We start from the raw sequence: 21,805 nt of genomic DNA, 5'->3' as shown, positions 1-21,805 counted from the left end.
GTCTATTTCTATCGTTTTATGAATAATCTAAAAGAAAAAAGATTCAACTTTAGTGATTGATCTTGGTAAACAACAGACAACAACTTTGTCGCCTTCTTGTATTTGGAAATTACCTAAAGGAATCACACCTGTTTCATTTCTAATAATTCCTCCAATAATAGCAGATCGAGGGAAATCTAAATCCTTAATGGGTTTTTTAGTGATTTTTGAATTTGGTGAATTGACTTCAAACTCTAGCAATTCAGCATTCATATTACTTAATTTTGTCATTGCCAAGACTTCTCCTTTTCTAATGTATCTGAAAATATTATTCGCAGCTAGAAGCTTTTTGTTTATAAGCGTATCAATACCAATCGACTGTGATAACTGGTAATAATCCATGTTTTCGACTAGGGCAATGGTTTTTTTAACACCTTTAGATTTTGCGACTAGACATGACATGATATTAGTTTCAGAATTACCAGTAACAGAAATAAAAGCGTCCATGTCACCAATATTTTCTTCTTCTAAAAGTTCTACATTTCTACCATCGCCATTTATGACTAAGGCGTTTGGTAAATCATCAGCAAGCTCATAAGCAGCGTCTTTATCTTTTTCAATAATTTTTACATTGAATTTGTTTTCACAAAGATCTCTAGTAGTTTTAAATCCAATCTTACTTCCGCCAAGTATCATTACATTTTTGACTTCTACTTTAACGCGACCTGAAAGTTCAAAAAGTTCATCATCACCACCTTTCGACGTTACGAAAACAACTTTATCTCCTTCTTTAAACTGCGTATCTCCTCTTGGAATAATAGTATATTGCGTCCCAAAACGTTGAATAGCTATTGGAATAAAATGTAGTTCGGGAAATACTTGAGCAGCTTCTTTTACAGTTTTCCCAACAAATGAAGCTGTTCTTGATAATCGTAAACTAAGCATTGTTAATGCACCTTCTTCAAATTGGTAGGTGTCATTAAAACCATATTGATTAAGTAATAGTTCTATTTCTGAAGCTGCTAGTGCTTCTGGTGAAATAAGCTCATCAATACCAAATTTTGTAAATCCAACCTCATCTTTGTTATCAATAAACTCCGCATTAGATATTCTAGCAATTGTTCGTTTTGCACCTAATTGTTTGGCTAGTACACAGGCTGTGATATTTGTGGTTTCAGAAGATGTAACTGCAATAAATAGTTCTGAAGTATTAATTCTAGCTTCCTTTAAAATAGCAATAGAGGTGACATCTCCTTTTATAACTCGTATGTCTAAATGGTCATTGGCATAGGTTAGATTCTCCTTGTCAATATCTATAAGTGTAATTTCTTGAGATTCGTAAGACAATAGTTTTGCCAAATGAAATCCGACTTCTCCTGCTCCAGCAATGATAATTTTCATTAAATAAATTGTATTGAAAAAACATACAAATATACTATATTATTATCTCAATTAAAGTAAATGATGCTTGATAATAATTCGTGGACTAAATTCTTAAATCCTATAGGATAGTTATCTATATTTGCAAAAAAAATATAGGTGTCAAAAGTAAAACCATATAAAAATAGCGACTTAAATAAGAAGGAGCAGGTCACTCAAATGTTTGATAATATTTCAAAAGAGTACGACGGTTTAAACCGTGTTATTTCTTTTGGAATTGATATTAAATGGCGAAACAAAGTTGTGGATATTGTTGCAAAGACAAATCCTGAGACTATTTTGGACATCGCAACTGGAACTGGTGACTTGGCAATTAGTTTGGCGAAAACGGATGCTAATAAAATAGTTGGATTAGATATTAGTGATGGCATGTTGGAAGTTGGAAGAAAGAAAATAAGCACTAAAAACTTGAATGATAAAATTAGTATGGTGTTGGGTGATTCTGAACATTTACCATTTGAAGATAATTCTTTTGATGCCATAACTGTTGCTTTTGGAGTGCGTAACTTTGAGACCTTAGAGAAAGGACTAGCCGAAATTTATCGCGTTTTAAAACCAGAAGGTATTTTTGTAATTCTGGAAACATCACTTCCTACAAAAACACCATTTAAACAAGGGTATAACTTTTATACTAAATATATTTTGCCTACTATTGGAAAAGTGTTTTCAAAAGATCAGTCTGCCTATTCGTATTTATGCGAATCAGCTTCGGTTTTTCCTTTTGGCGAGGCATTAAACAATATTTTGCGTAAAACTGGGTTTAATAACGTTGTAGATAAACCACAGACCTTTGGTGTTGCAACTATTTACAGTGCATCCAAAGCATAATGTAAATTTATGAAGAGAGTATTTATAGTCTTAGCTTTATTAATTGTATCACAAACTGTGTCAGCACAATTATTTAGTAGAGAAAAAATTAAGAATAACGAAAACTTTGATAAAGCTCGATTGTCATGGGGTTTTTATCTAGGTTTAAATAATTACGATTATCAATTTACTTACGAAGAAGATTTAAAAGATATTCTTGTTGAAACGAGTGCCGGTTTTAGTGTTGGTTTAGTTTCTAATTTACGTATCAACGACTATTTTGATTTAAGATTTGAACCAGGACTTTTCATTTCACAAAGAAATCTTATTTATGACCCTAGCTATTTTAATGGCCTAGAATTTAATGCTTCAGATTTGCTTCGAGAAGTCAAATCGACTTATGTGCATTTTCCATTGCTATTAAAAATATCAACAAAACGAGTTAATAATATTAAACCTTTTATTGTTTTTGGTGTATCTACATCATTAAATTTATCCTCTAACGAAGAAAATCCTGATGATAATAGTGCTGGTCAGTTTCGATCGAAAAAGAATGTCGGCTTTTATGAATTAGGTTTTGGAATCGATTTTTACAACCAATGGTTTAAGTTTTCACCATCAATAAGAGGGATATTCGCGATGAGCGATGAAATTGTAAAAGATGTCGACCCAAATAGTCCTTGGACTGGCAATGTTACAACTATGAAAACACGTGGCATTTTCTTAAATTTTACGTTTCAGTAAAATTAATATTTACAACGTCTCACATTATTTAGTTTATCAATTTTTGAGTTTGGTATAAATACTTTTATTTAGAACCAATAAAAATAACAAACTTCGCTAATATGCTATTGTTTTACTCAATTTATTCGTATTTTTGCACCGATTTTTAGACAACTAATTTCAATAAAAAGCGTATGTCAAAAGACATTAAGATTAAAAAAGGTCTAGATATAAAACTTATAGGCGAAGCTGAGAAATCAGTAGAACAAGCTATTATAAGTAATTTCTGCACTATCAGACCTGAAGATTTTCACAGCGTTATTCCAAAACTTGTTGCAAAAGAAGGAGCCACCTTAAAAGCGGGTGATGTTATCTTTTATGATAAGTCAAATGAAGATGTAAAGTTTGTTTCACCAGTTTCTGGAACTGTGATTGAAGTATTAAGAGGTCCTAAACGACGTATTGATGCCGTTAAGATTCAAGCAGATAAAGAACAATCTTATAACGATTTTGGAAAGTTCAACATGAGTTCAGATGCGCAATCAACTAAAGCTCATCTATTAGCTTCAGGATGTTGGCCTTTTATCAAACAAAGACCTTATGATGTTATTGCTAACCCAGAAAAATCGTCAAAAGCGATTTTTATTTCAGGATATGCAACGGCACCTTTAGCAGCCGATTTAGATTTTGTTTTACAAGGTAAAGAAGCTCAATTACAAGCTGCCGTTTCTGCATTAGCTAAATTAACTGAAGGTCAAGTTCATATTTCTGTGGGATCTAACAATTCACCGTTAGCAAACATGAGTGATGCTTCAATTCATAAAGTATCTGGACCTCATCCTGCTGGAAATGTTGGAACACAAATCAATAAAATTGATCCAGTAAATAAAGGCGAAGTAGTATGGACGGTTAATGCTCAAGACTTAGTTATTATTGGTGACGTATTACTTACAGGAAAATTTAATGCTGAGCGTGTTGTTGCTTTAGCTGGTTCTTCAGTTAAGAAACCAAGATATTTCAAAACTAAAATTGGAAGCGAAGTTGCTACCATGGTTTATGATAATGGTGTAGATAAAGATGGTAACGATCGTATTATTTCAGGTAATGTATTATCTGGAAAACAATTAAAACCAGATGGAAGTTTAGGATTTTACGATAATGTAATCTCTGTAATTCCTGAAGGTGACGATTACGAATTCTTTGGTTGGAATAAACCAATTTTCAATAAAATTTCAACATCTAGAGCGTTAACGTTTTCATGGTTAACACCAAAGAAAAAATTTGCCTTGAACACGAATACTAATGGTGAACATCGTGCTTTTGTTGTTACTGGTTCATATGAAGAAGTATTTCCTTTAGATATGTACCCAATGCAATTATTAAAGGCTTGTATGTATCAAGATTTGGATGAAATGGAAGCTTTAGGAATGTACGAAGTTGCACCTGAAGATTTTGCATTGACTGAATTTATATGTGTTTCTAAACAGCCGCATCAAGATATTATAAGAAAAGGTTTAGACTTAATGCTTAAAGAGATAGGATAATGGGTTTAAAAAATAGTTTACATAATTTTAGACAAAAGAATAAAGACAAAAAATGGTTACCTGCGTTTTCTGCAATCCATACATTTTTATTCCTGCCTAATGAGACGACTCATAATGGGACTCACATTAAAGCTGCAGATGATTTAAAACGAACCATGAATACCGTCATTATGGCGATGGTACCTTGTTTGATCTTCGGAATGTTTAATGCTGGATATCAGCATCATTTGGCTTTTGGGGAGATTGATCGCGCAACAGGAGGTTTCTTTAGTTCAGCATTTTGGACGATGGATAACTTTATGGTTGGCTTCTGGAAAGTTCTTCCACTAGTGATCGTATCTTATGGAGTTGGTTTAGCAATTGAAATCATTTTTGCAATAAAAAATAGCCATGAAGTTGAAGAAGGTTATTTGGTAACAGGAATGTTAGTGCCTTTAATTGTGCCTATCGATACACCACTTTGGATGTTAGCAGTTGCAGTTGCCTTTGGTGTTGTAATAGGTAAAGAAGTTTTTGGAGGAACAGGAATGAATATTCTAAATCCTGCCTTAACGATTAGAGCCTTTTTATTCTTCGCTTATCCTACATGGATGTCTGGAGATAAAGTTTGGGTACAAGGTGCAGTTGAGCGTGATCAAATGATTGCAGCCGGTGAAAACCTTGATGCCATTTCAGGAGAAACTATCCTTGGTAGTTTAGCACAAAATAAAGCAGCTGGTTATGAAGTCATGGATATGTTCTATGGGTTGATTCCTGGTTCAGTTGGGGAAACATCAACAGTTTTAATTCTATTAGCAGGATTATTTCTAGTTTTCACTAAAATAGGAAGTTGGAGAATCATGTTATCTTCAGCTATTGGAGCTTTAGTTATGGGATTAATCTTTAATGGTGTGGTTAGTTCTGGATGGATTACTGAGTCCAGTAAATTCTTCGGATTAATGAGTACCGAATTTTGGCATCACCTTCTAATTGGTGGATTTGCCTTTGGTACAGTCTTTATGGCAACCGATCCAGTAACGGCTTCGCAAACGAATAAAGGAAAATGGATTTATGGATTTTTGGTTGGATTTATATCAATCATGATTAGAGTCTTTAATCCAGCATATCCTGAAGGTGTGATGTTAGCAATTCTATTGATGAATGTCTTTGCACCAACTATCGATCATTATGTAGTGCAAGGAAATGTAAAACGTCGTATGAAACGTCTAAAAGTTAAAACAGCTTAACGATGGAAAAGAGAACAGATAAAAATTCGTATACTATAATATTTGCCATAATTATGGTATTGGTAGTTGGTTCATTGTTGGCGTATTTGGCGTCATCTTTAAAACCTACGATTACAGAGAATCAGCGCTTAGAGAAGCAACAAAATATTCTTTACGCAATGGGAATTAATAATAATGAAGGAACTTCTGCAAACTTTGTAACTACTGAAGAAGCACCAGAATTATTTAAAAAATACATCAAACAACAATTAGTTGTAACCTCAAACGGTCAGGCTACTGAGAATAATGAAGCTTACTTAATTGATGTAAAAAAGGAGCAGGCTAAAGCTAAAGATGGTAAAGTAAGGCAATTGCCTTTATTTGTAGGAGAAGATGAAAAAGGTAAAAAATACTACATCGCTCCAATTAGAGGTAAAGGACTTTGGGATGCAATTTGGGCTTATGTAGCTATGGATGAAAACATGGTTGTTCAGGGTGCTTATTTTGATCACAAAGGAGAAACTCCAGGTTTAGGTGCTAACATTAAACAACGTTTCTTCATGGATGATTTTATTGGAGAACACTTAATGTCTAATGGAAGTTTTAAAGGGATTAATGTTGCTAAAGGTAATGCAGATCCTAAAAACAATGATAAAACAGATAATGAGGTTGATGCAATCGCGGGAGCTACTATAACAGGTGACGGTGTTTCAGCAATGATTAGAAGCGATTTGAAGCTTTATGTGCCTTATTTCAAAAACTTAAAACAAGAATAGTATGGGCTTACTTTCAAAAAAAGACGCAGCTTTAATAAAAGACCCTTTAGCAGATAATAACCCGATTACAATTCAGGTATTAGGGATTTGCTCGGCTTTAGCAATTACTGCAGAATTAGAAGCATCAATAGTAATGTCGATATCTGTACTATTTGTATTAGGTGTTGGTAACGTGGTGATTTCCTTAATGCGAAATATCATTCCTTCAAAAATTAGAATTATTGTGCAACTTATCGTTGTTGCAACACTGGTAATTATTGTGGATTTAGTTTTGAAAGCTTTCGCTTATGAATTAAGTAAAACACTATCAGTTTTCGTAGGATTGATTATTACAAACTGTATCATTATGGGACGATTTGAAGCATTTGCTTTAGGAAATGGACCTTGGAGATCATTCTTGGATGGTATTGGAAACGCTTTAGGATATGCAGTGATATTAATAATTGTTGGATTCTTTAGAGAACTTTTAGGATCTGGTACATTACTAGGAATTCCTGTATTAGGAGATCCAATTGAAAAAACTGGATTGTATGCTTTTGGATATGAAAATAACGGATTCATGTTATTGTCGCCAATGGCTCTTATCGTAGTTGGAATCATTATTTGGGTACAACGTACAAGAAATAAAGCATTAGTAGAAGATTAAAAATTGAATTGTCATTCTGATGTATGTCAGAAGGTCATCAAAATATAGAATATGGAACATTTAGAATTATTTTTCAAATCGATATTTATTGATAACATGGTATTTGCCACGTTCCTTGGAATGTGTTCGTACTTAGCTGTATCTAAAAAAGTGTCTACAGCAGTAGGTCTTGGAGCTGCTGTGATTTTCGTATTAGCAATTACAGTGCCTTTAAACTGGCTATTAGATCAGTATGTGTTGCAACCTGGTGCTTTATCATGGATGGGAGCAGAGTATGCAGATTATGATTTAAGTTTCTTATCATTTATCATGTTTATTGCAACCATTGCAACCATGGTACAATTAGTTGAAATCGTAGTTGAGAAATTCTCTCCTTCATTATATAACTCATTAGGTATCTTCTTACCTCTAATTGCAGTAAACTGTGCCATCTTAGGTGGTTCTTTATTTATGCAATCTAGAGAAATAGCAACTTTAGGTTTAGCAACAACTTACGGAATTGGTTCTGGGATAGGTTGGTTCTTAGCTATTTTAGCAATTGCTGCAATTCGTGAAAAAATAAGATATTCGAATGTGCCACCTGCTTTAAGAGGATTGGGAATAACATTTATTATCACAGGACTTATGGCAATTGGCTTTATGAGTTTTGGAGGAATGTTGACTGGTGGTGATGAGGAAACAAAAGAAGATGCAACAGTTGAAGTACAATTACAGCAAACTGAAGATAATACAGAATTAGCTAATAACACTAAAATAGAAGAGTAGTATGATTTTAGCAGCAGGAACATTAGGAACCGTTTTAGCAACAGTAGCAGCGTTTTTACTAGTTACATTAGTACTAGTGTCGTTGTTATTATTTGTAAAACAGAAATTATCACCATCTGGTCCAGTAAAAATCTTGATTAACGGTGAACGTGAAATTGAAGTCGCTTCAGGTAATACATTATTAACAACCTTAGGTGCAGAAAAAATATTCTTACCATCAGCATGTGGTGGTGGTGGAACATGTATTCAATGTGAATGCCACGTACTTTCTGGTGGTGGTGAAGCATTGCCAACTGAAGTGCCACATTTTAGTAGAAAAGAGCTAGCACATGGTGCACGTTTATCTTGCCAAGTGAAAGTGAAGCAGAATATGGAAATCACAATTCCTGAAGAAGTCTTTGGAATTAAGAAATGGGAAGCGACTGTTGTGTCTAATTATAATGTCGCTACATTTATTAAGGAATTTGTTGTTGAAATTCCTGAAGATATGAATTATAAGGCAGGTGGATATATTCAAATTGAAATTCCTGAATGTGAAATAAAGTATTCAGATATGGATGTTTCAGCGCATCCAGAAGATCATCCTGGCGAACCTGATAAATTTAAAGCAGATTGGGAAAAATTTGGATTATGGCCATTAGTCATGAAAAATACAGAGTTGGTAGAACGTGCTTATTCCATGGCTTCTTATCCAGCTGAAGGAAGACGAATTATGCTTAACGTTCGTGTAGCAACACCTCCATTTGATAGAGCAAAAGGTGGCTGGATGGATGTAAATCCTGGTATCGCTTCGTCATATATTTTTAATCAAAAAGTTGGTGATAAAGTAACAATTTCTGGGCCTTATGGTGAATTCTTTATCAATGAGTCTGATTCAGAAATGTTATATGTAGGTGGTGGAGCAGGAATGGCTCCAATGCGTTCGCATTTATACCAATTATTTAGAACCTTAAAAACGGGTCGTAAAGTAACCTATTGGTATGGAGGTCGATCTAAAGCCGAATTATTTTACATACATTATTTTAGAGCCTTAGAAAAAGATTTTCCAAACTTCAAGTTCTATTTAGCATTATCTGAGCCAATGGAAAGTGATAATTGGAAAGTTAAAAAAGATATTAATGATGAAGCTGGTGACGGTTTTGTAGGGTTTATACATAATTGTGTAATAGAAAATTATTTAAATCACCATGAGTCACCAGAAGATATCGAATTGTATTTCTGTGGTCCTCCATTAATGAACCAAGCAGTTCAAAAAATGGGTGAAGATTTTGGTATTCCAGATGAACACATCAGATTTGATGACTTTGGTGGATAGACTTCAAATGTTATGAAACAAAAAAACCAACTCAATTGAGTTGGTTTTTTTGTGCGCTTACTTTTCAATAAGGATAAAAATATATCATAATCAAAAGTTAATTTTTTAAAATTTCATACGAAATAGATTTCCTTTTACGTTCATATTTATATGAAGAACCTGCTTATAGTTATTGCGACTTTAATTACACTTATTGTTTTAAGTGCTGGAGCAATGCAGTCTAAGCAATTTGTAAAGTCGACTTCAACTACTACGAGTAACAGTTCACACAATTTAATTAATAAGGATAAGCTTACTATTTTGTCTAGAGTTATTGTTCCTAATGGATTTAAACGTGTTAATTATGCCAAAGGTAGCTTTCAAGAGTATTTGAGGAATTACAAACTAAAACCTTTTGGAAGTAAAATAATTAACTATGATGGTTCTCAATATTTTTGGCAAGGTGGTCATATTGGTATTTTAGAAATTCCGGTTCCAATAAATGGCTTGCAACAATGTGCAGATGCACTCATTAGAATTAGAAGCGAATACCTTTGGGATAACAACCGTAAAGATGAGATAGGTTTTAATTTTACTTCTGGTGATTACTGTTCTTGGAGCAATTATGCCGAAGGCTATCGTCCTAAAATCAAAGAAAACAAAGTTACTTTTAGTAAAACGGCTTCAGCCGACCATTCAAAAGCTAATTTTTACAAGTACCTGAACTTAATCTATATGTATTCAGGAACGTTATCCTTATTTAACGAACTCAAATCTATTGATGATTCAGATTTGCAACTAGGAGACATGCTCATCAAAGGTGGTTCTCCAGGTCATATTGTTATGATCTGTGATGAGGTTATCAATGATAAAGGTGATAGGCTATTTTTATTATTTCAAGGCAATACACCAGCTCAAAATGTACATTTGGTTAAGAATCTTGAAGATTCCAAGATAACACCATGGTATCAGCTTAAAAAGGATGAAATAATACCTGTTTCTAATTACACTTTTGGGAGTTCAAAATTTGTAAGATTTAAATAGCATTTGGTTTATATGCTCACATTTCATTCTCGTTTCGATGTGAAAGTATATTAACCTTTTAAATGCTATTAATTATGAAACGAGATTTACTATTAATTTTATTGTTATTGTCCTGCATGATTGCAATGTCGCAAACTACATGGACAGGTTTGGGTGCAACTACTAATTGGAACAATACAGATAACTGGGATACTAATTTGGTGCCAACAGTTGCGGACGATGTTGTAATACCTACAGGGTTTACGGTAACGCTTAATGTTATCGGTTCTGTAAAATCTATTGATGTGCAGGGAAATGCAATCTTTGAGATGAATACAAATTTGAATTATTTTGAAAACTCTTCTTTTGGACCAAATACTACAATTAATTGGACGTCTGGTATCATTGAAGGTAACGGAAGTACCCTTACTAATAATGGAGTTATCAATTTATTTACAGGTAACGTTACTGTTGGTTCATCATCGATTTTAACTAATAATGGGACCATAAAATTTAATGGAGGAGGAGATGTTTTTATTTCGACGAATGGCGTGGTAAATAATACGGTCAGTGGTGTTATTGATTTTGAAGGTGATGATTCTGGTTTTAGTGGAAGTGGAGTAGTACCTAGAATATTAAACAATGAAGGTTTAATTAAAACCTCTTTTAGCGATGTCACAGATAAAACATCTATAAATGTTGAATTAATTAATAATGGTGGAACCCTACAAGTTGAAATGGGTACACTTAATTTGACAAGCATTGGCACTGAGTTAATTGGAGGCGTTTATAACGTGTTTTCTGGAGCAGCTTTAGATTGGGATTCTACAGTGTCTATATCAGGAACGCTTTCAGGTGTCGTTGATGGTGAAATTAATTGGAGAAGTACAGTCAATGTATTTACTTCAGCAGTATTAGAGTTTACAGGAAACGAAACTATAAACTGGCCAAGTGGAAATCTATCTGGAGAAGGAACTCTAACCAACGAAGGTACTATTGAAATTCAAGCTGGTAATGTTACGATTTCAATTTTAACAACCCTAATAAATAATGGTACTATTAATTTTGCTGGATCTGGAGATATTTTTATTGCAACTAATGCCATTTTAAACAATACAACTACGGGAATTATAGATTTTCAAATTGATGATTCTGGTTTTTCAGGTAGTGGAGCAGTGCCCAGAATATTAAATAATGATGGCTTAATTAAAGCGACTTTTAGTGATGTTACAGATAAAGCGTCTATTGGAATAGAATTACATAATAATAATGGAATAATTCAAGTTGAAAATGGAACACTAAATCTTACTAGCAATGGTATTGAATTAACAGATGGTACTTATAATGTGTTTTCTGGAGCAGCACTTGATTGGGATTCGATTGTATTACTATCAGGAACACTTACAGGTTTAGTTGATGGTGAATTTAATTGGAGAAGCACAGTTAATATTTTGGGTTCAGCAACATTTGATTTTACTGGTAACTCAACTATAAGGTGGGCATCAGGAATATTGTCTGGAGGAGGAATTCTAACTAATGAAAGTACAATTGAAATACAAGCAAGTAATGTCACCATTGGTTCTGATACCACTTTAGATAATAACGGTAATATTAATTTTGCTGCAGGAGGTGATATATTTATTTCTACAGACGCTGTTTTAAACAATACATCAACAGGTATTATTGATTTGCAGGGTGATGATTCTGGTTTCTCTGGAAGTGGTGCAGTACCTAGAATTTTAAATAATGAAGGTATTTTAAAAGCTACATTTTCTGATATTACAGATAAGTCTTCAATTGGTGTAGAACTTATAAATAATGGAGGTACGATTCAAGTTGAAAATGGGACACTAAATTTTACTAGTGCTGGCATAGAATTAAATGATGGTACTTACAATGTATTTCCAGATGGTACCTTAGATTGGGATGCAGTTGTAACTGTATCAGGAACACTTTCTGGCGTTCTAGATGGAATTCTAAATTGGAGGAGTAATGTTGTTATCGCTCCAGCTGACTCAACTATTTTCAATTTTTCTGGAAATGAAACTGTATCATGGGCAAGTGGTACCTTAACTGGAGGTGGAACTTTAATAAACGAGTCAAACATTGCAGTTCAGGCAAATAATGTAATCCTTGCAACAAATACTACATTAAATAATAATGGAAATATTAATTTTGAAGGTGGAGGAGATTTGTTTATTTCAACAAATGCCATTCTTAATAATGCAGTTACTGGCGAAATTCTTTTTATTGGTGATGATTCTGGTTTTTCAGGAAGTGGAGCTGTGCCTAGAATACTTAATAATTCAGGTGTAATTAGAACTGTATTTGCCAACGACATTGTAACAGACAAAACAAATATTGGTGTTGAAGTGACTAACACAGGAACAATAGAGGCAGCTACTGGGAATTTAAGTTTTTCAAGCACCTTAGATCATCAAGTAGGTGGCGTAATAAAAGGCATTGCGACTTTTGATCTGCCTTCTATTGCAAATTTTACAAATAACGGAATATTTGCACCTGGTGCATCACCCGGAACGCTTACTGTTATTGGAAATTATATGTCAACGGCTTCTACAATTTTAGATGTTGAATTGGATGGACTACTACCTAGCACAGAATATGATGTCCTAGCAATTTCTGGAACTAATGTTGTGTTTGAAGGAAGTGTTGCCATTACAATGGGATTTGAGGCTAATGAAAATGATACCTTCGATATAGCGACAACCACAGGAACAATTAGTACTCAGAATTTGGTTTCGCCAATTATAGTTGATCACGATGGAAAACAATATACCTTTGAGGTTTCTTATCCAAATAATGACACGGTAAGACTAACGATTATTGACAAATTAGACATTCTTGCACCAGATGTAATCACTCAAAACTTAACACTACAACTTGATGCAACTGGTAATGTTAGTATTTTGCCAACAGATGTAGATAATGGTTCAACAGATAATTGTACACCAACAAATGAGTTGCAATTTGCTTTGGATATTTCAGACTTTACATGTGCCGATTTAGGTGATAACACGGTGATGTTAACGGTTACAGATAATGATAATAATCAAGCTACGTTACCAGCAACAATTACAGTAGAAGATGCTATACTTCCTATAGTAATCACTCAAGATATTACAGTTCAATTAGACGCGTCTGGTAATGCATCTATTCTTCCAGATGATGTTAATGATGGATCGTCAGATAATTGTATGATGGGAACCTTAAGTTTAGATGTCACCGATTTTACATGTGCCGATTTAGGTTCAAATACAGTTAATTTAACCGTAACAGATCAGAGTGGAAATAGTGATTTTGCTTCAGCAACAGTCACCGTTGAAGATGCTATGCTTCCAATAGTAATTACTCAAGATATTACAGTGCAATTAGACGCGTCTGGCAATGCATCAATTCTTCCAGATGATGTTAATGATGGATCCTCAGATAATTGTATGATGGGAACCTTAAGTCTAGATGTCACCGATTTTACATGTGCCGATTTAGGTTCAAATACGGTTAATTTAACCGTAACAGATCAGAGTGGAAATAGTGATTTTGCTTCAGCAACAGTCACCGTTGAAGATGCTATGCTTCCAACAGTAATTACTCAAGATATTACAGTACAATTAGACGCGTCTGGCAATGCATCAATTCTTCCAGATGATGTTAATGATGGATCCTCAGATAATTGTATGATGGGAACCTTAAGTTTAGATGTCACCGATTTTACATGTGCCGATTTAGGTTCAAATACGGTTAATTTAACTGTGACAGATCAAAGTGGAAATAGCGATTTTGCTTCAGCTACTGTTACTGTTGAAGATAATAGTATTCCATCGATAGTGTGTCCTTTAGGATTTACTATTGAAAATGCGGGAGAATTTACCTTACCTGATTATTTTGGAAATGGAACGGTTACAGGATCTGACAATTGTACAGTAGAAAGTGTAGTTCAGACGCCTTCTCCAGGAACGGTATTACCAGATGGAGATTATTTAATTGAATTTTTAATTACTGATGATTCTGGAAATACGAATTCCTGTGCATTTGATTTGAAAGTAGAAGACACCACATTAAGTGTTAATACTTTTGAATTGTCCGAAAACGATATTTTACTATTCCCTAATCCAGCATCTCATAGTATTACATTGAAAAATGCAAGCAGATTAAATTTAGATAATGTCCAAATTTTTGATGTTACTGGAAAGCTAATAAAGACAATGAAATTAAATGATATGGAACTAACTCAAGATATTTTAATAGAGGAATTGGCTAATGGTGTTTATTTTATAAGAGTTAATGCCATAAACAATTCCACAATTACAAAACGACTTATCAAACAATAATATTGACTAAGTGAATTAATGCTATTAATTGTAAAATTATTTTAGGGAGTATTATTTAGTCATAGAGAGTTACCTAAACAGGTAACTCTCTTTTATTTATTTCGTTTTTTTCTAATAGCCATGGCAATAAGAATAATAATCAGAACTCCAAAAAGCCAGAATAATAAATTGGAAGAACTGCTTAATTCTATTGGTGATGCATCACCAATGATTACTAATCCTGCCCAATATTGTGGCGAAATTGTTCTGCCTTGAGCATTAGTTATATAATCTAATTTGGCATGTTTTAAAGCATCACCTTTTGGCATACCTTTGGAAATATTATCATAGAAGTAATTGATAATTTCTGAACTCGATTGCTCGTCTATTTTCCATAAACTGGTTAATATACTTTCGCTTCCAGCATAATTAAAAGCATGAGCTAATGAAATCATTCCTTCTCCAGCTTGATATGTTGGTTTCCCAGTTTCACAAGCAGTTAGTATAGCTAGATTAGAATTTAAATTCTGATTGTAAATTTCGTAAGTGTAAAGTGAATTGTCTTCGTCTGAATTGTTTTTTGCAAAGATTAATCGGGACAATTCTGGACTTACATTGTTAGATTCGGCATGCGTTCCAATATGAATAATTTTATGCTCTTTAGCTTCACTTGTAAAAATTTGCTTTGATGCCTTCTCATTCAAGAAAGAGTCACCTTTAAAAACTTTTGAATACTTTTTCGCTAAGTCTACACTAAATGGTTGCGGTAATAAAGTAAGATAAGTTTTGTCTAGACTGATAGAATCGGTAACTGTAATCCTATACTCATCTTTCATTTGATTTGAAAACTCAGGCGCAAATGCAATAAAGTCCTTGCTATAACCTATTGTTATATTTGGTGTGTCTAGTAATAATAAACTGTAATTATATGAGATATTATGTTTGGCTAAAAGACTGTTTGTAGCCAATTCTGAAAAGGTGTTTATTTTTGTTGGAGTTAAGGTTTCAAAGCTTAAATTAAAAAGTTCTCCATCTGGTATTATAATGACGTCTTCAGTTTGAATTTGATCACTAAAAGGCTGCCATAATTGTGTGTAAAGTTTGTGCAGTTTAGTACTAGTTTTAGAAACGTCTGATTGATTTTCTGCTAAAATGGCTATGCCATCTCTTACATGTTCTGAATTTAGTTTAACAATCTTTTTATCCGTTTTAGTTACAATAAAAGCATAAAGTATATCTTCTATATAAAGGTATCGTACAATGGTAGTTTTCTCTGGAATATTCGATTGTAAATGTGTTAGCGGTTCTTCAATTGTAGCATAACGCATTTTGTAATATTTAGGATAATTCTGCTTTAGGGAATCTAAAAACTGATTCCATTCCGAATTAGAATCGATAAAGTTTTCAATAGTACTTTCGGAAGAATTTAATGATAATCTAAGTTTGTCTTTTAATACATCTTCCCTTGATGTTATTTGATTAGGTAAACCTGAAAATGCAATATTACTTTTTAAATTTAAACGGGAACGAATCCGATTATAGATACTAGATTCATGAATAGAAACGAGGTCATTTAGATAGGATTCATCGTTCGTGTTTTGATATAGATCTAACCTAATTTGTTTAGCAAAATTGAATAAATCAGAATTTTCTTCAATAAGTAAATTAAGATCGTCTGGTGTTTTTATAGTGATTTTTCTGCGTTCTAAAATCCGAATGCCTTCTTCTATCTGATTTAAAATTGATTTTAAAAAAGCCTCATCTTTATTGACTTTTAGAATGTATTTAGACTTTGCATTAGTGAGTAAAGCTCTGGGCTTTCTAAATTCATTCTGTATAGAATCGGAAAGTGTTTTAGGCTTAAGTTTTTTGTCTTTAAAAAAGGCAAGTGCTTCCTCGCTATATTTTAAAGCTTCAGTGTGTTTACCTAATCCCAAATAAACATTGGATAAATTTAAGGTTTGATGAAATTGTGTTAAATTATTTTCAAAATTATCACTATTTGTATAGGAATAACCCTTGAAAGCGAGCTCAATAGCTTTATTAGAATCGTTTATTTTAGTATAAAATTTAGACATTTCTATAAGGGCATCTAAATAGTCTCTAGAATAATTTCCATCAAATTGTTCATTGTACAAAGCCTCACTTTCTTCATATAATCTCTTAGCACCTTCATTATCATTCATGGCTTCATAAATAGAAGCTCTTACTGTTAAGGTAAAGCTATGAAGAAAGGTGTAATTACTTGGGTTTTTATAGATTAGGGACAAACCTTTATCTGTATATTCCGCAGCTTTAACTAAGTTTTTTGCATTGAGATTAGTATGGCCTAAAAGCACCAATGAAAAAACAACATTTGGATCGTCATCTTTTAAAAACTTTAATTTTTCTTGGTAAGAATACGTCATTAAATCAACACCTCGATTATATTCACCCATACCATCATAAAAAGTTGCAAGATTGTCTATAGTAGAAAGACGATAGCGCTTAGCCCTCAGTTTTTTAGATTCATCCTTAGCGACATCAATAAATTTCTGAAAATCAAAAATTGCATCTGTAATATAAACAATGGCTTGATCTGTTTTTCCAGTATTTTGAAAATTTAAAGAAATATTATTGTTCACAATTGCCTTCCAGTAATCGCGATTAATTTCAGTGCTATCCATTAAACTTAAGGTGTTTAAAGCTTTTTTATAATAGAATGTAGAGCTGTCAATTTGTGCACTACTAGCTTGAAATCTGCCAATTGAATTGTACGTATTATATAATTGGCTGAGTTCTTTTTTAGAATGATTTTCTAGTATTGTTTTTGAAGTGTATAAATGTTCTTTTCCAGTTTTAATATTGCCAAGGTTAAGAGAAGCAGTTCCTAAGTTATACTGAATTTTTGATATCCTAAATGAATCTATAGGTTGAATTTGGTTGGCATACTTAAGAGCATCAGTACAGGAGGTATATATTTTATCGTATTGTCTGGCATTAAAATATAAGTTTGACAACTCCAAAAGGGCATCAGTAGTAATACTTGGATCGTGTTTTTGGTCTAAATACTGTACAAGTTGAAGGGCCTTTTCAATTGCTTTTTTAAAATCTCCATTAGCTAATTTAAAACTTCCAACTAAAGGGATATAAGCAACCAATGTATCATAGTTTTGTTGCGATTTAAACTGCTCTATTTGTGTATATAATTCTGTCTGAGCTTCTTGGAGAGCATTAGTTTCTATAAGTTCTTCGACATATTCAAATCCAGAAATGGAATCATTTTGAGATGCTACTTTTGATGTATAACATAGAAATACACAGAATAATACTGCCTTGAAATAGCATAGAAGTTTATTCATCATCTAAATGAGTTTTTAGTCGTTTAGTTCAGATAGAAGGGCTTTGCTATTTTCAATAGTACTAAAGGTAAGATTTTTTTTTGCAAGTTGTAAATTGTTAGTTTTTAAGTACGCTAAACCTAAATAATAATAGGCTTCATTAATAAATGCACTTTTTGCTTGCATTGTTGTTTTTTCAAGATGAATTATAGCTTTATTCTCATTACTATTTGCTAAATGTGCAACTCCTAAAAAATAATTGAGTGTATCATTTTCTGGTTTGATACTTTGAAGTTGCTGCCATTTAGAAATGGCTGTATTATAGTCACCTTGTTTGTAATTTACCATTGCATCGTAAAATTCATAATTAGAATTTTCTCCCATGGTTGTTGCTAATCCTGGATCTGGAGAGAAATAATTAGCAAATAATTTATCGTTCGAGTTTTGATTAAAAAACCAAAAGCTTCCAAGAGCAATTACTAAGGATGCTGCAACTGCAATTTTTCTAAATTGTAGAAAACGAACTTTTGCTGATTTTTTTTCAACTAGATTTTGTGGTATTTCATTATGGAAATTCTCAAGCTCTTCTTTTAAAGATTGGGATTCTATGCCAAGTAAAAGTGTTTTAATATCGTCAACTTGGGTTTTAAAAGCTGAATCATTTTTAAGTTTATTTTCGAACGTTTCCAATTCATCAATAGACATGGTCTCATTGATATATCGATCGACGGTTTCTAATAACTCTTGCGATATGTTAGTATTTGGGTTCATTGCTATTTTTCAATTTTTAATGCTATTTCACGTAATTTTTGCATGCATCTATATTTTTTATTTCTTGTAGAAGCCGCATCTAATTGTAATTCGTTTGCAATATCTTTCATTGATTTTTTATCAAAATAAAATTGTTTTAAAAGGGATTTACACGGTTCTCCCAAATCTTTAAAAGCTTGCATTACTCCTTGTAATCGATGTTCTTTTAAAATGTCATCATCAGTTGCTTCAGAATCTGTTACAGTAGCATTAAAATCGTTGATTTGATCTGAAACAATTGTTTTTTTGTAATCTTTGGAACGTAAATAATCCATCCACTTATTCTTTGCTATGGTATATAAATAGCCATGTATTGCACTTTCACTTTGTGGTGTAAATTTATCTTGCTTAACGTTTTTCCATACGGCAAGAAAAGCGTCTTGATAAATGTCTTTTGCATGATCTTTAGTGCCATTGTTTTTTAGAACTAAAACTTCAATCTTATGATAATTTGTAGTGTAGATAGATTTTAACACACTATTGTCATTAGCCTTGATTGCAGTTACAATATCAGATTGGTTGTCTGTTTTATTATATGTAAAGTCAACTTTTCGCATACATCATTAAATATATGTGAAAATGAATTAGATTACAATCTATTTTGTTAAAGTGCTATCATAATGAGATTAAAGGTTTGTATTCTACATATTGACCTCTTTTTATTAAAATTATTGTCTTTCCCAGTTTTCGGTGATATTATCAAGTACTGAAAAATCGTTTTGTAATATAAGTGTCGTTTCGTTTAATATTATAATATGTTGAATGCCTACATCATTGCCCTCTTCATCAAGGGAGATTAAACTATTGCCTTCTATACGATAGTTTGAACTATAGGTTTCAGAATTAGAACAATTGTTGCCTCCAAAACTTGTGGTTTCAAAAAGGTCACAAGTCACTTTTAATGTCGTTAATAGATCGCATTCTTCAAGGAATAAGTCACCATCTATATACGTTCCAGAAAAATTCCAATCACCAAGTAATAATGGATGTGTGTTATTAACTTTAGGACATGCAATACCAGTACTATCGTCATCTGATTTACAAGAATATGAAATAAAACTAATGAGTACTATTAAAATGAACTTTAAGCCTAATGTTCTCATAATTTGTTTATTGAATGTTTGGATTATTTGGTGCTGCGTCATCTACATCAGGTACGCCATCTAAATCAGAATCTAGTAAACCATTATCATTTACTAATAGTTGATAATTAAGTGGTATAAAAATATTTGCAACTAAACTATCATATTCATTGGTTGGTCCAGCGGAAACTGAAGAAGAGACAAAGGTGCTTCCTGGAAGACCATCTACTATAGTTGCTATGACATAGACCTGACCTGTGAAATTTCCGAAACGAATTAATCGAGCGCTAAAAATTCTTGTAATTCCTCCTCCTAAATTTACAGGCACTGTTTCAGAACATAAGACTTCAAAATTGACATCATTGAATTGATAAAAACCAAACATTAAATTGACTTCATTTGCAACCGCATTTGTGATTGAAAAATTTCCTACAATAGAATAGGTTGGTACATATCTCCAGACTGCAGCATTATCATTATCGCGTACTACATTTACACCAATGGTCCCTTGCGCACCAGGAATTTCTTCATCTAAGGCATCAAAACCACTATAACCTTGAGGTAGAGGAAATCCTAATGCAGGAAAACTGTTATGAATATAATAACCTACTTGATTTGCTAATAAAGGTGGTTGTGTAAGTGGTAGAGAAATCCCTTTTGCATTATCCCAATAGGCAGCTTTTGGGCCCATAATTATGTTTGGGCCATTTCCATTTTGACATTCAGTTTCATAATTATTAAGAATGTCACTATTGTTTCCATTAGTGCTTTCATCACTTTTGCTACATGAAAAGATTAGTGTTAATGACAAAATGGAGCACATTAATTGTATTGATTTCATATTATGTTGTTAAGGTTATATAAAGACATCGTTTTAAACATCGTATGTCATCATTCTATTTTAGTTTTCTATTTCAAATTGAGTCCATTGTGTATCATTTACCCTGTTGTCAATTCTTGGGTCGTAAAATGAATTGTCTGTACCAAAATATTGTCCATTCGTATTCACCCAATAATGTTTGCTTCCCGCTTGAACATTATAACGTTCACCTGTGGCCATACTTGAAATTGTAGACCTTTCACCTATCATGTTTATTGTTTTTGATTGGCCAGCATTATTCATGTCATTTCGCTTTAAATAACCAGAATGATTGATATCTAAAATATCGCTGTATGTATCGCCAATTGATCGTGTGTTATTACCTCTAGATTGAATGGCAGCCATTCGTTGATTATGCTCATTTTGACTTTGTCTAGTTGCATGTTCCCAAAATGCATTGTTAGATCTAATGCTTTTTAATAATTCATTATTTTTAATATGTTGCCATTTCATATTAAGTTGTGTGTTGGCTAATCCAAAAACATAAGCATCTTTAGCACTTTTGAAATAGGCAGCAGGAGCTTCAAGTTCTGTAGACTGAAGGGTCCAATAGACAAAATTGCCTTTATAAATAATTGATTGTATAAATACTATAAAGGACATGTTTCCATTACCATCTTTCCAATCGGTACCAAGTACATTGTATTGTCTCTTACTTCCTGTATTAAGCATTCCAGATTCAAAACGTATCCAAAATTGTAAAACATCTGGTAATTCATAATGGTCAATAAGGTCGTAACCTTGAGATTGTGCTGATGGAATAATATAATTTTGTAAAATGTCGCTTAAAGATTCAACTGGAGCAATTTGTAAATCTTGAGTTTGCATTTGTTGTAATGATTGTAAAGAAAAAGCATCATTTGCATACGCATAATTTTGTGTTTCAGTTTTTGCAACTTTTATATTATTTGGTGCAGTTATTATAAACTCAGCATTTTTTTGAGAATTAAAATTCCAATTTTTTGGTAACGGAATTTGACAAATTACTAGGCCATTATTGTGATCATAAATAGCATTGTTTTTTAAATTTCTTTCCTTCAGTACGCGATGGTTTTCTGAAGTGGCTAAATTTGAATTTCCATATTTAGATTGACTATTTCCAGAATTTGAAAATGTACAAGACGCTAGAATGGTCAATACTATAATACTGATAAAATGGGTTTTGATTTTATTCATCGTGATG

The 21,805-nt window shown here is 32.7% G+C and carries 17 protein-coding genes; 10 read left to right on the top strand and 7 right to left on the bottom strand.

The window, feature by feature from the left end:
- Positions 1-27: 27 nt before the first annotated feature.
- Complete coding sequence (gene trkA, locus VOI25_RS00290) at positions 28-1,380, bottom strand: Trk system potassium transporter TrkA (protein ID WP_323786874.1); 1,353 nt, start codon at positions 1,378-1,380, stop codon at positions 28-30.
- A 138-nt stretch (positions 1,381-1,518) separates the two neighbouring features.
- Here trkA and ubiE point away from each other — a divergent pair, with 138 nt between their 5' ends.
- The 10 genes from ubiE (at position 1,519) to VOI25_RS00240 (ending at position 14,551) form a co-directional block, all read left to right on the top strand.
- Positions 1,519-2,247 (top strand): bifunctional demethylmenaquinone methyltransferase/2-methoxy-6-polyprenyl-1,4-benzoquinol methylase UbiE, encoded by a 729-nt coding sequence (ubiE, locus tag VOI25_RS00285; RefSeq protein WP_323786873.1) that lies wholly within the window; start codon positions 1,519-1,521, stop codon positions 2,245-2,247.
- 9 nt (positions 2,248-2,256) lie between these two features.
- Positions 2,257-2,970, top strand: coding sequence for a porin family protein (locus VOI25_RS00280; RefSeq protein WP_323786872.1), 714 nt, complete (start codon positions 2,257-2,259; stop codon positions 2,968-2,970).
- Between the two features lie 173 nt (positions 2,971-3,143).
- Entirely contained in the window at positions 3,144-4,493 is a 1,350-nt protein-coding gene (locus tag VOI25_RS00275; RefSeq protein WP_323786871.1) for a Na(+)-translocating NADH-quinone reductase subunit A, read from the top strand.
- Positions 4,493-5,719 carry an NADH:ubiquinone reductase (Na(+)-transporting) subunit B gene (locus VOI25_RS00270; RefSeq protein ID WP_323786870.1) on the top strand — a complete coding sequence of 409 codons (1,227 nt, stop codon included), beginning with the start codon at positions 4,493-4,495 and terminating at the stop codon, positions 5,717-5,719. Before VOI25_RS00275 ends, VOI25_RS00270 begins: the two co-directional genes overlap by 1 nt.
- A 2-nt stretch (positions 5,720-5,721) precedes the next feature.
- Positions 5,722-6,474 carry a Na(+)-translocating NADH-quinone reductase subunit C gene (locus tag VOI25_RS00265; protein WP_323786869.1) on the top strand — a complete coding sequence of 251 codons (753 nt, stop codon included), beginning with the start codon at positions 5,722-5,724 and terminating at the stop codon, positions 6,472-6,474.
- Between the two features lies 1 nt (position 6,475).
- The gene (locus VOI25_RS00260) at positions 6,476-7,120 is read left to right on the top strand and encodes an NADH:ubiquinone reductase (Na(+)-transporting) subunit D (protein WP_040247764.1); all 645 of its coding nucleotides are present in this window, start codon (positions 6,476-6,478) and stop codon (positions 7,118-7,120) included.
- Between the two features lie 51 nt (positions 7,121-7,171).
- Positions 7,172-7,885 (top strand): NADH:ubiquinone reductase (Na(+)-transporting) subunit E, encoded by a 714-nt coding sequence (gene nqrE, locus VOI25_RS00255; protein WP_323786868.1) that lies wholly within the window; start codon positions 7,172-7,174, stop codon positions 7,883-7,885.
- Between the two features lies 1 nt (position 7,886).
- Positions 7,887-9,200 carry an NADH:ubiquinone reductase (Na(+)-transporting) subunit F gene (gene nqrF, locus VOI25_RS00250; RefSeq protein ID WP_323786867.1) on the top strand — a complete coding sequence of 438 codons (1,314 nt, stop codon included), beginning with the start codon at positions 7,887-7,889 and terminating at the stop codon, positions 9,198-9,200.
- Positions 9,201-9,350: 150 nt separating this feature from the next.
- Complete coding sequence (locus tag VOI25_RS00245) at positions 9,351-10,223, top strand: DUF4846 domain-containing protein (RefSeq protein WP_323786866.1); 873 nt, start codon at positions 9,351-9,353, stop codon at positions 10,221-10,223.
- Positions 10,224-10,297: 74 nt separating this feature from the next.
- Positions 10,298-14,551 carry a T9SS type A sorting domain-containing protein gene (locus tag VOI25_RS00240; protein ID WP_323786865.1) on the top strand — a complete coding sequence of 1,418 codons (4,254 nt, stop codon included), beginning with the start codon at positions 10,298-10,300 and terminating at the stop codon, positions 14,549-14,551.
- Between the two features lie 92 nt (positions 14,552-14,643).
- On the opposite strand, the gene VOI25_RS00235 is transcribed toward VOI25_RS00240, so the two are convergent.
- From VOI25_RS00235 to VOI25_RS00210, 6 genes are all read right to left on the bottom strand, one after another.
- On the bottom strand, positions 14,644-17,874 hold the full coding sequence (locus VOI25_RS00235) for a CHAT domain-containing protein (RefSeq protein WP_323786864.1): 3,231 nt from the start codon (positions 17,872-17,874) through the stop codon (positions 14,644-14,646).
- 12 nt (positions 17,875-17,886) lie between these two features.
- On the bottom strand, positions 17,887-18,621 hold the full coding sequence (locus VOI25_RS00230) for a hypothetical protein (protein ID WP_323786863.1): 735 nt from the start codon (positions 18,619-18,621) through the stop codon (positions 17,887-17,889).
- A gap of 2 nt (positions 18,622-18,623) precedes the next feature.
- On the bottom strand, positions 18,624-19,217 hold the full coding sequence (locus tag VOI25_RS00225; RefSeq protein ID WP_323786862.1) for a sigma-70 family RNA polymerase sigma factor: 594 nt from the start codon (positions 19,215-19,217) through the stop codon (positions 18,624-18,626).
- Between the two features lie 111 nt (positions 19,218-19,328).
- Positions 19,329-19,763, bottom strand: coding sequence for a lipocalin family protein (locus VOI25_RS00220; RefSeq protein WP_323786861.1), 435 nt, complete (start codon positions 19,761-19,763; stop codon positions 19,329-19,331).
- A 7-nt stretch (positions 19,764-19,770) separates the two neighbouring features.
- Positions 19,771-20,583, bottom strand: coding sequence for a hypothetical protein (locus VOI25_RS00215; RefSeq protein WP_323786860.1), 813 nt, complete (start codon positions 20,581-20,583; stop codon positions 19,771-19,773).
- Positions 20,584-20,643: 60 nt separating this feature from the next.
- Positions 20,644-21,798: a hypothetical protein gene (locus VOI25_RS00210; protein WP_323786859.1), complete on the bottom strand. Its 1,155-nt coding sequence runs from the start codon at positions 21,796-21,798 to the stop codon at positions 20,644-20,646.
- Positions 21,799-21,805 lie beyond the last annotated feature (7 nt).

The organism is Psychroserpens sp. (genome assembly GCF_034670085.1).
Classification (GTDB): domain Bacteria; phylum Bacteroidota; class Bacteroidia; order Flavobacteriales; family Flavobacteriaceae; genus Psychroserpens.
Note: the sequence above shows the minus strand (reverse complement) of the source record. Positions and strands in the feature narration are given on the sequence as shown.

What these genes read in the sequence shown, in the direction of transcription:
- VOI25_RS00215 (WP_323786860.1), bottom strand. Translation starts at nt 20,583, where the DNA reads ATGAAATCAATACAATTAATGTGCTCCATTTTGTCATTAACACTAATC.
- VOI25_RS00230 (WP_323786863.1), bottom strand. Translation starts at nt 18,621, where the DNA reads ATGAACCCAAATACTAACATATCGCAAGAGTTATTAGAAACCGTCGAT.
- VOI25_RS00225 (WP_323786862.1), bottom strand. Translation starts at nt 19,217, where the DNA reads ATGCGAAAAGTTGACTTTACATATAATAAAACAGACAACCAATCTGAT.
- VOI25_RS00270 (WP_323786870.1), top strand. Translation starts at nt 4,493, where the DNA reads ATGGGTTTAAAAAATAGTTTACATAATTTTAGACAAAAGAATAAAGAC.
- nqrE (WP_323786868.1), top strand. Translation starts at nt 7,172, where the DNA reads ATGGAACATTTAGAATTATTTTTCAAATCGATATTTATTGATAACATG.
- VOI25_RS00275 (WP_323786871.1), top strand. Translation starts at nt 3,144, where the DNA reads ATGTCAAAAGACATTAAGATTAAAAAAGGTCTAGATATAAAACTTATA.
- VOI25_RS00240 (WP_323786865.1), top strand. Translation starts at nt 10,298, where the DNA reads ATGAAACGAGATTTACTATTAATTTTATTGTTATTGTCCTGCATGATT.
- VOI25_RS00210 (WP_323786859.1), bottom strand. Translation starts at nt 21,798, where the DNA reads ATGAATAAAATCAAAACCCATTTTATCAGTATTATAGTATTGACCATT.
- VOI25_RS00235 (WP_323786864.1), bottom strand. Translation starts at nt 17,874, where the DNA reads ATGATGAATAAACTTCTATGCTATTTCAAGGCAGTATTATTCTGTGTA.
- VOI25_RS00260 (WP_040247764.1), top strand. Translation starts at nt 6,476, where the DNA reads ATGGGCTTACTTTCAAAAAAAGACGCAGCTTTAATAAAAGACCCTTTA.
- VOI25_RS00265 (WP_323786869.1), top strand. Translation starts at nt 5,722, where the DNA reads ATGGAAAAGAGAACAGATAAAAATTCGTATACTATAATATTTGCCATA.
- VOI25_RS00220 (WP_323786861.1), bottom strand. Translation starts at nt 19,763, where the DNA reads ATGAGAACATTAGGCTTAAAGTTCATTTTAATAGTACTCATTAGTTTT.
- VOI25_RS00280 (WP_323786872.1), top strand. Translation starts at nt 2,257, where the DNA reads ATGAAGAGAGTATTTATAGTCTTAGCTTTATTAATTGTATCACAAACT.
- nqrF (WP_323786867.1), top strand. Translation starts at nt 7,887, where the DNA reads ATGATTTTAGCAGCAGGAACATTAGGAACCGTTTTAGCAACAGTAGCA.
- VOI25_RS00245 (WP_323786866.1), top strand. Translation starts at nt 9,351, where the DNA reads ATGAAGAACCTGCTTATAGTTATTGCGACTTTAATTACACTTATTGTT.
- trkA (WP_323786874.1), bottom strand. Translation starts at nt 1,380, where the DNA reads ATGAAAATTATCATTGCTGGAGCAGGAGAAGTCGGATTTCATTTGGCA.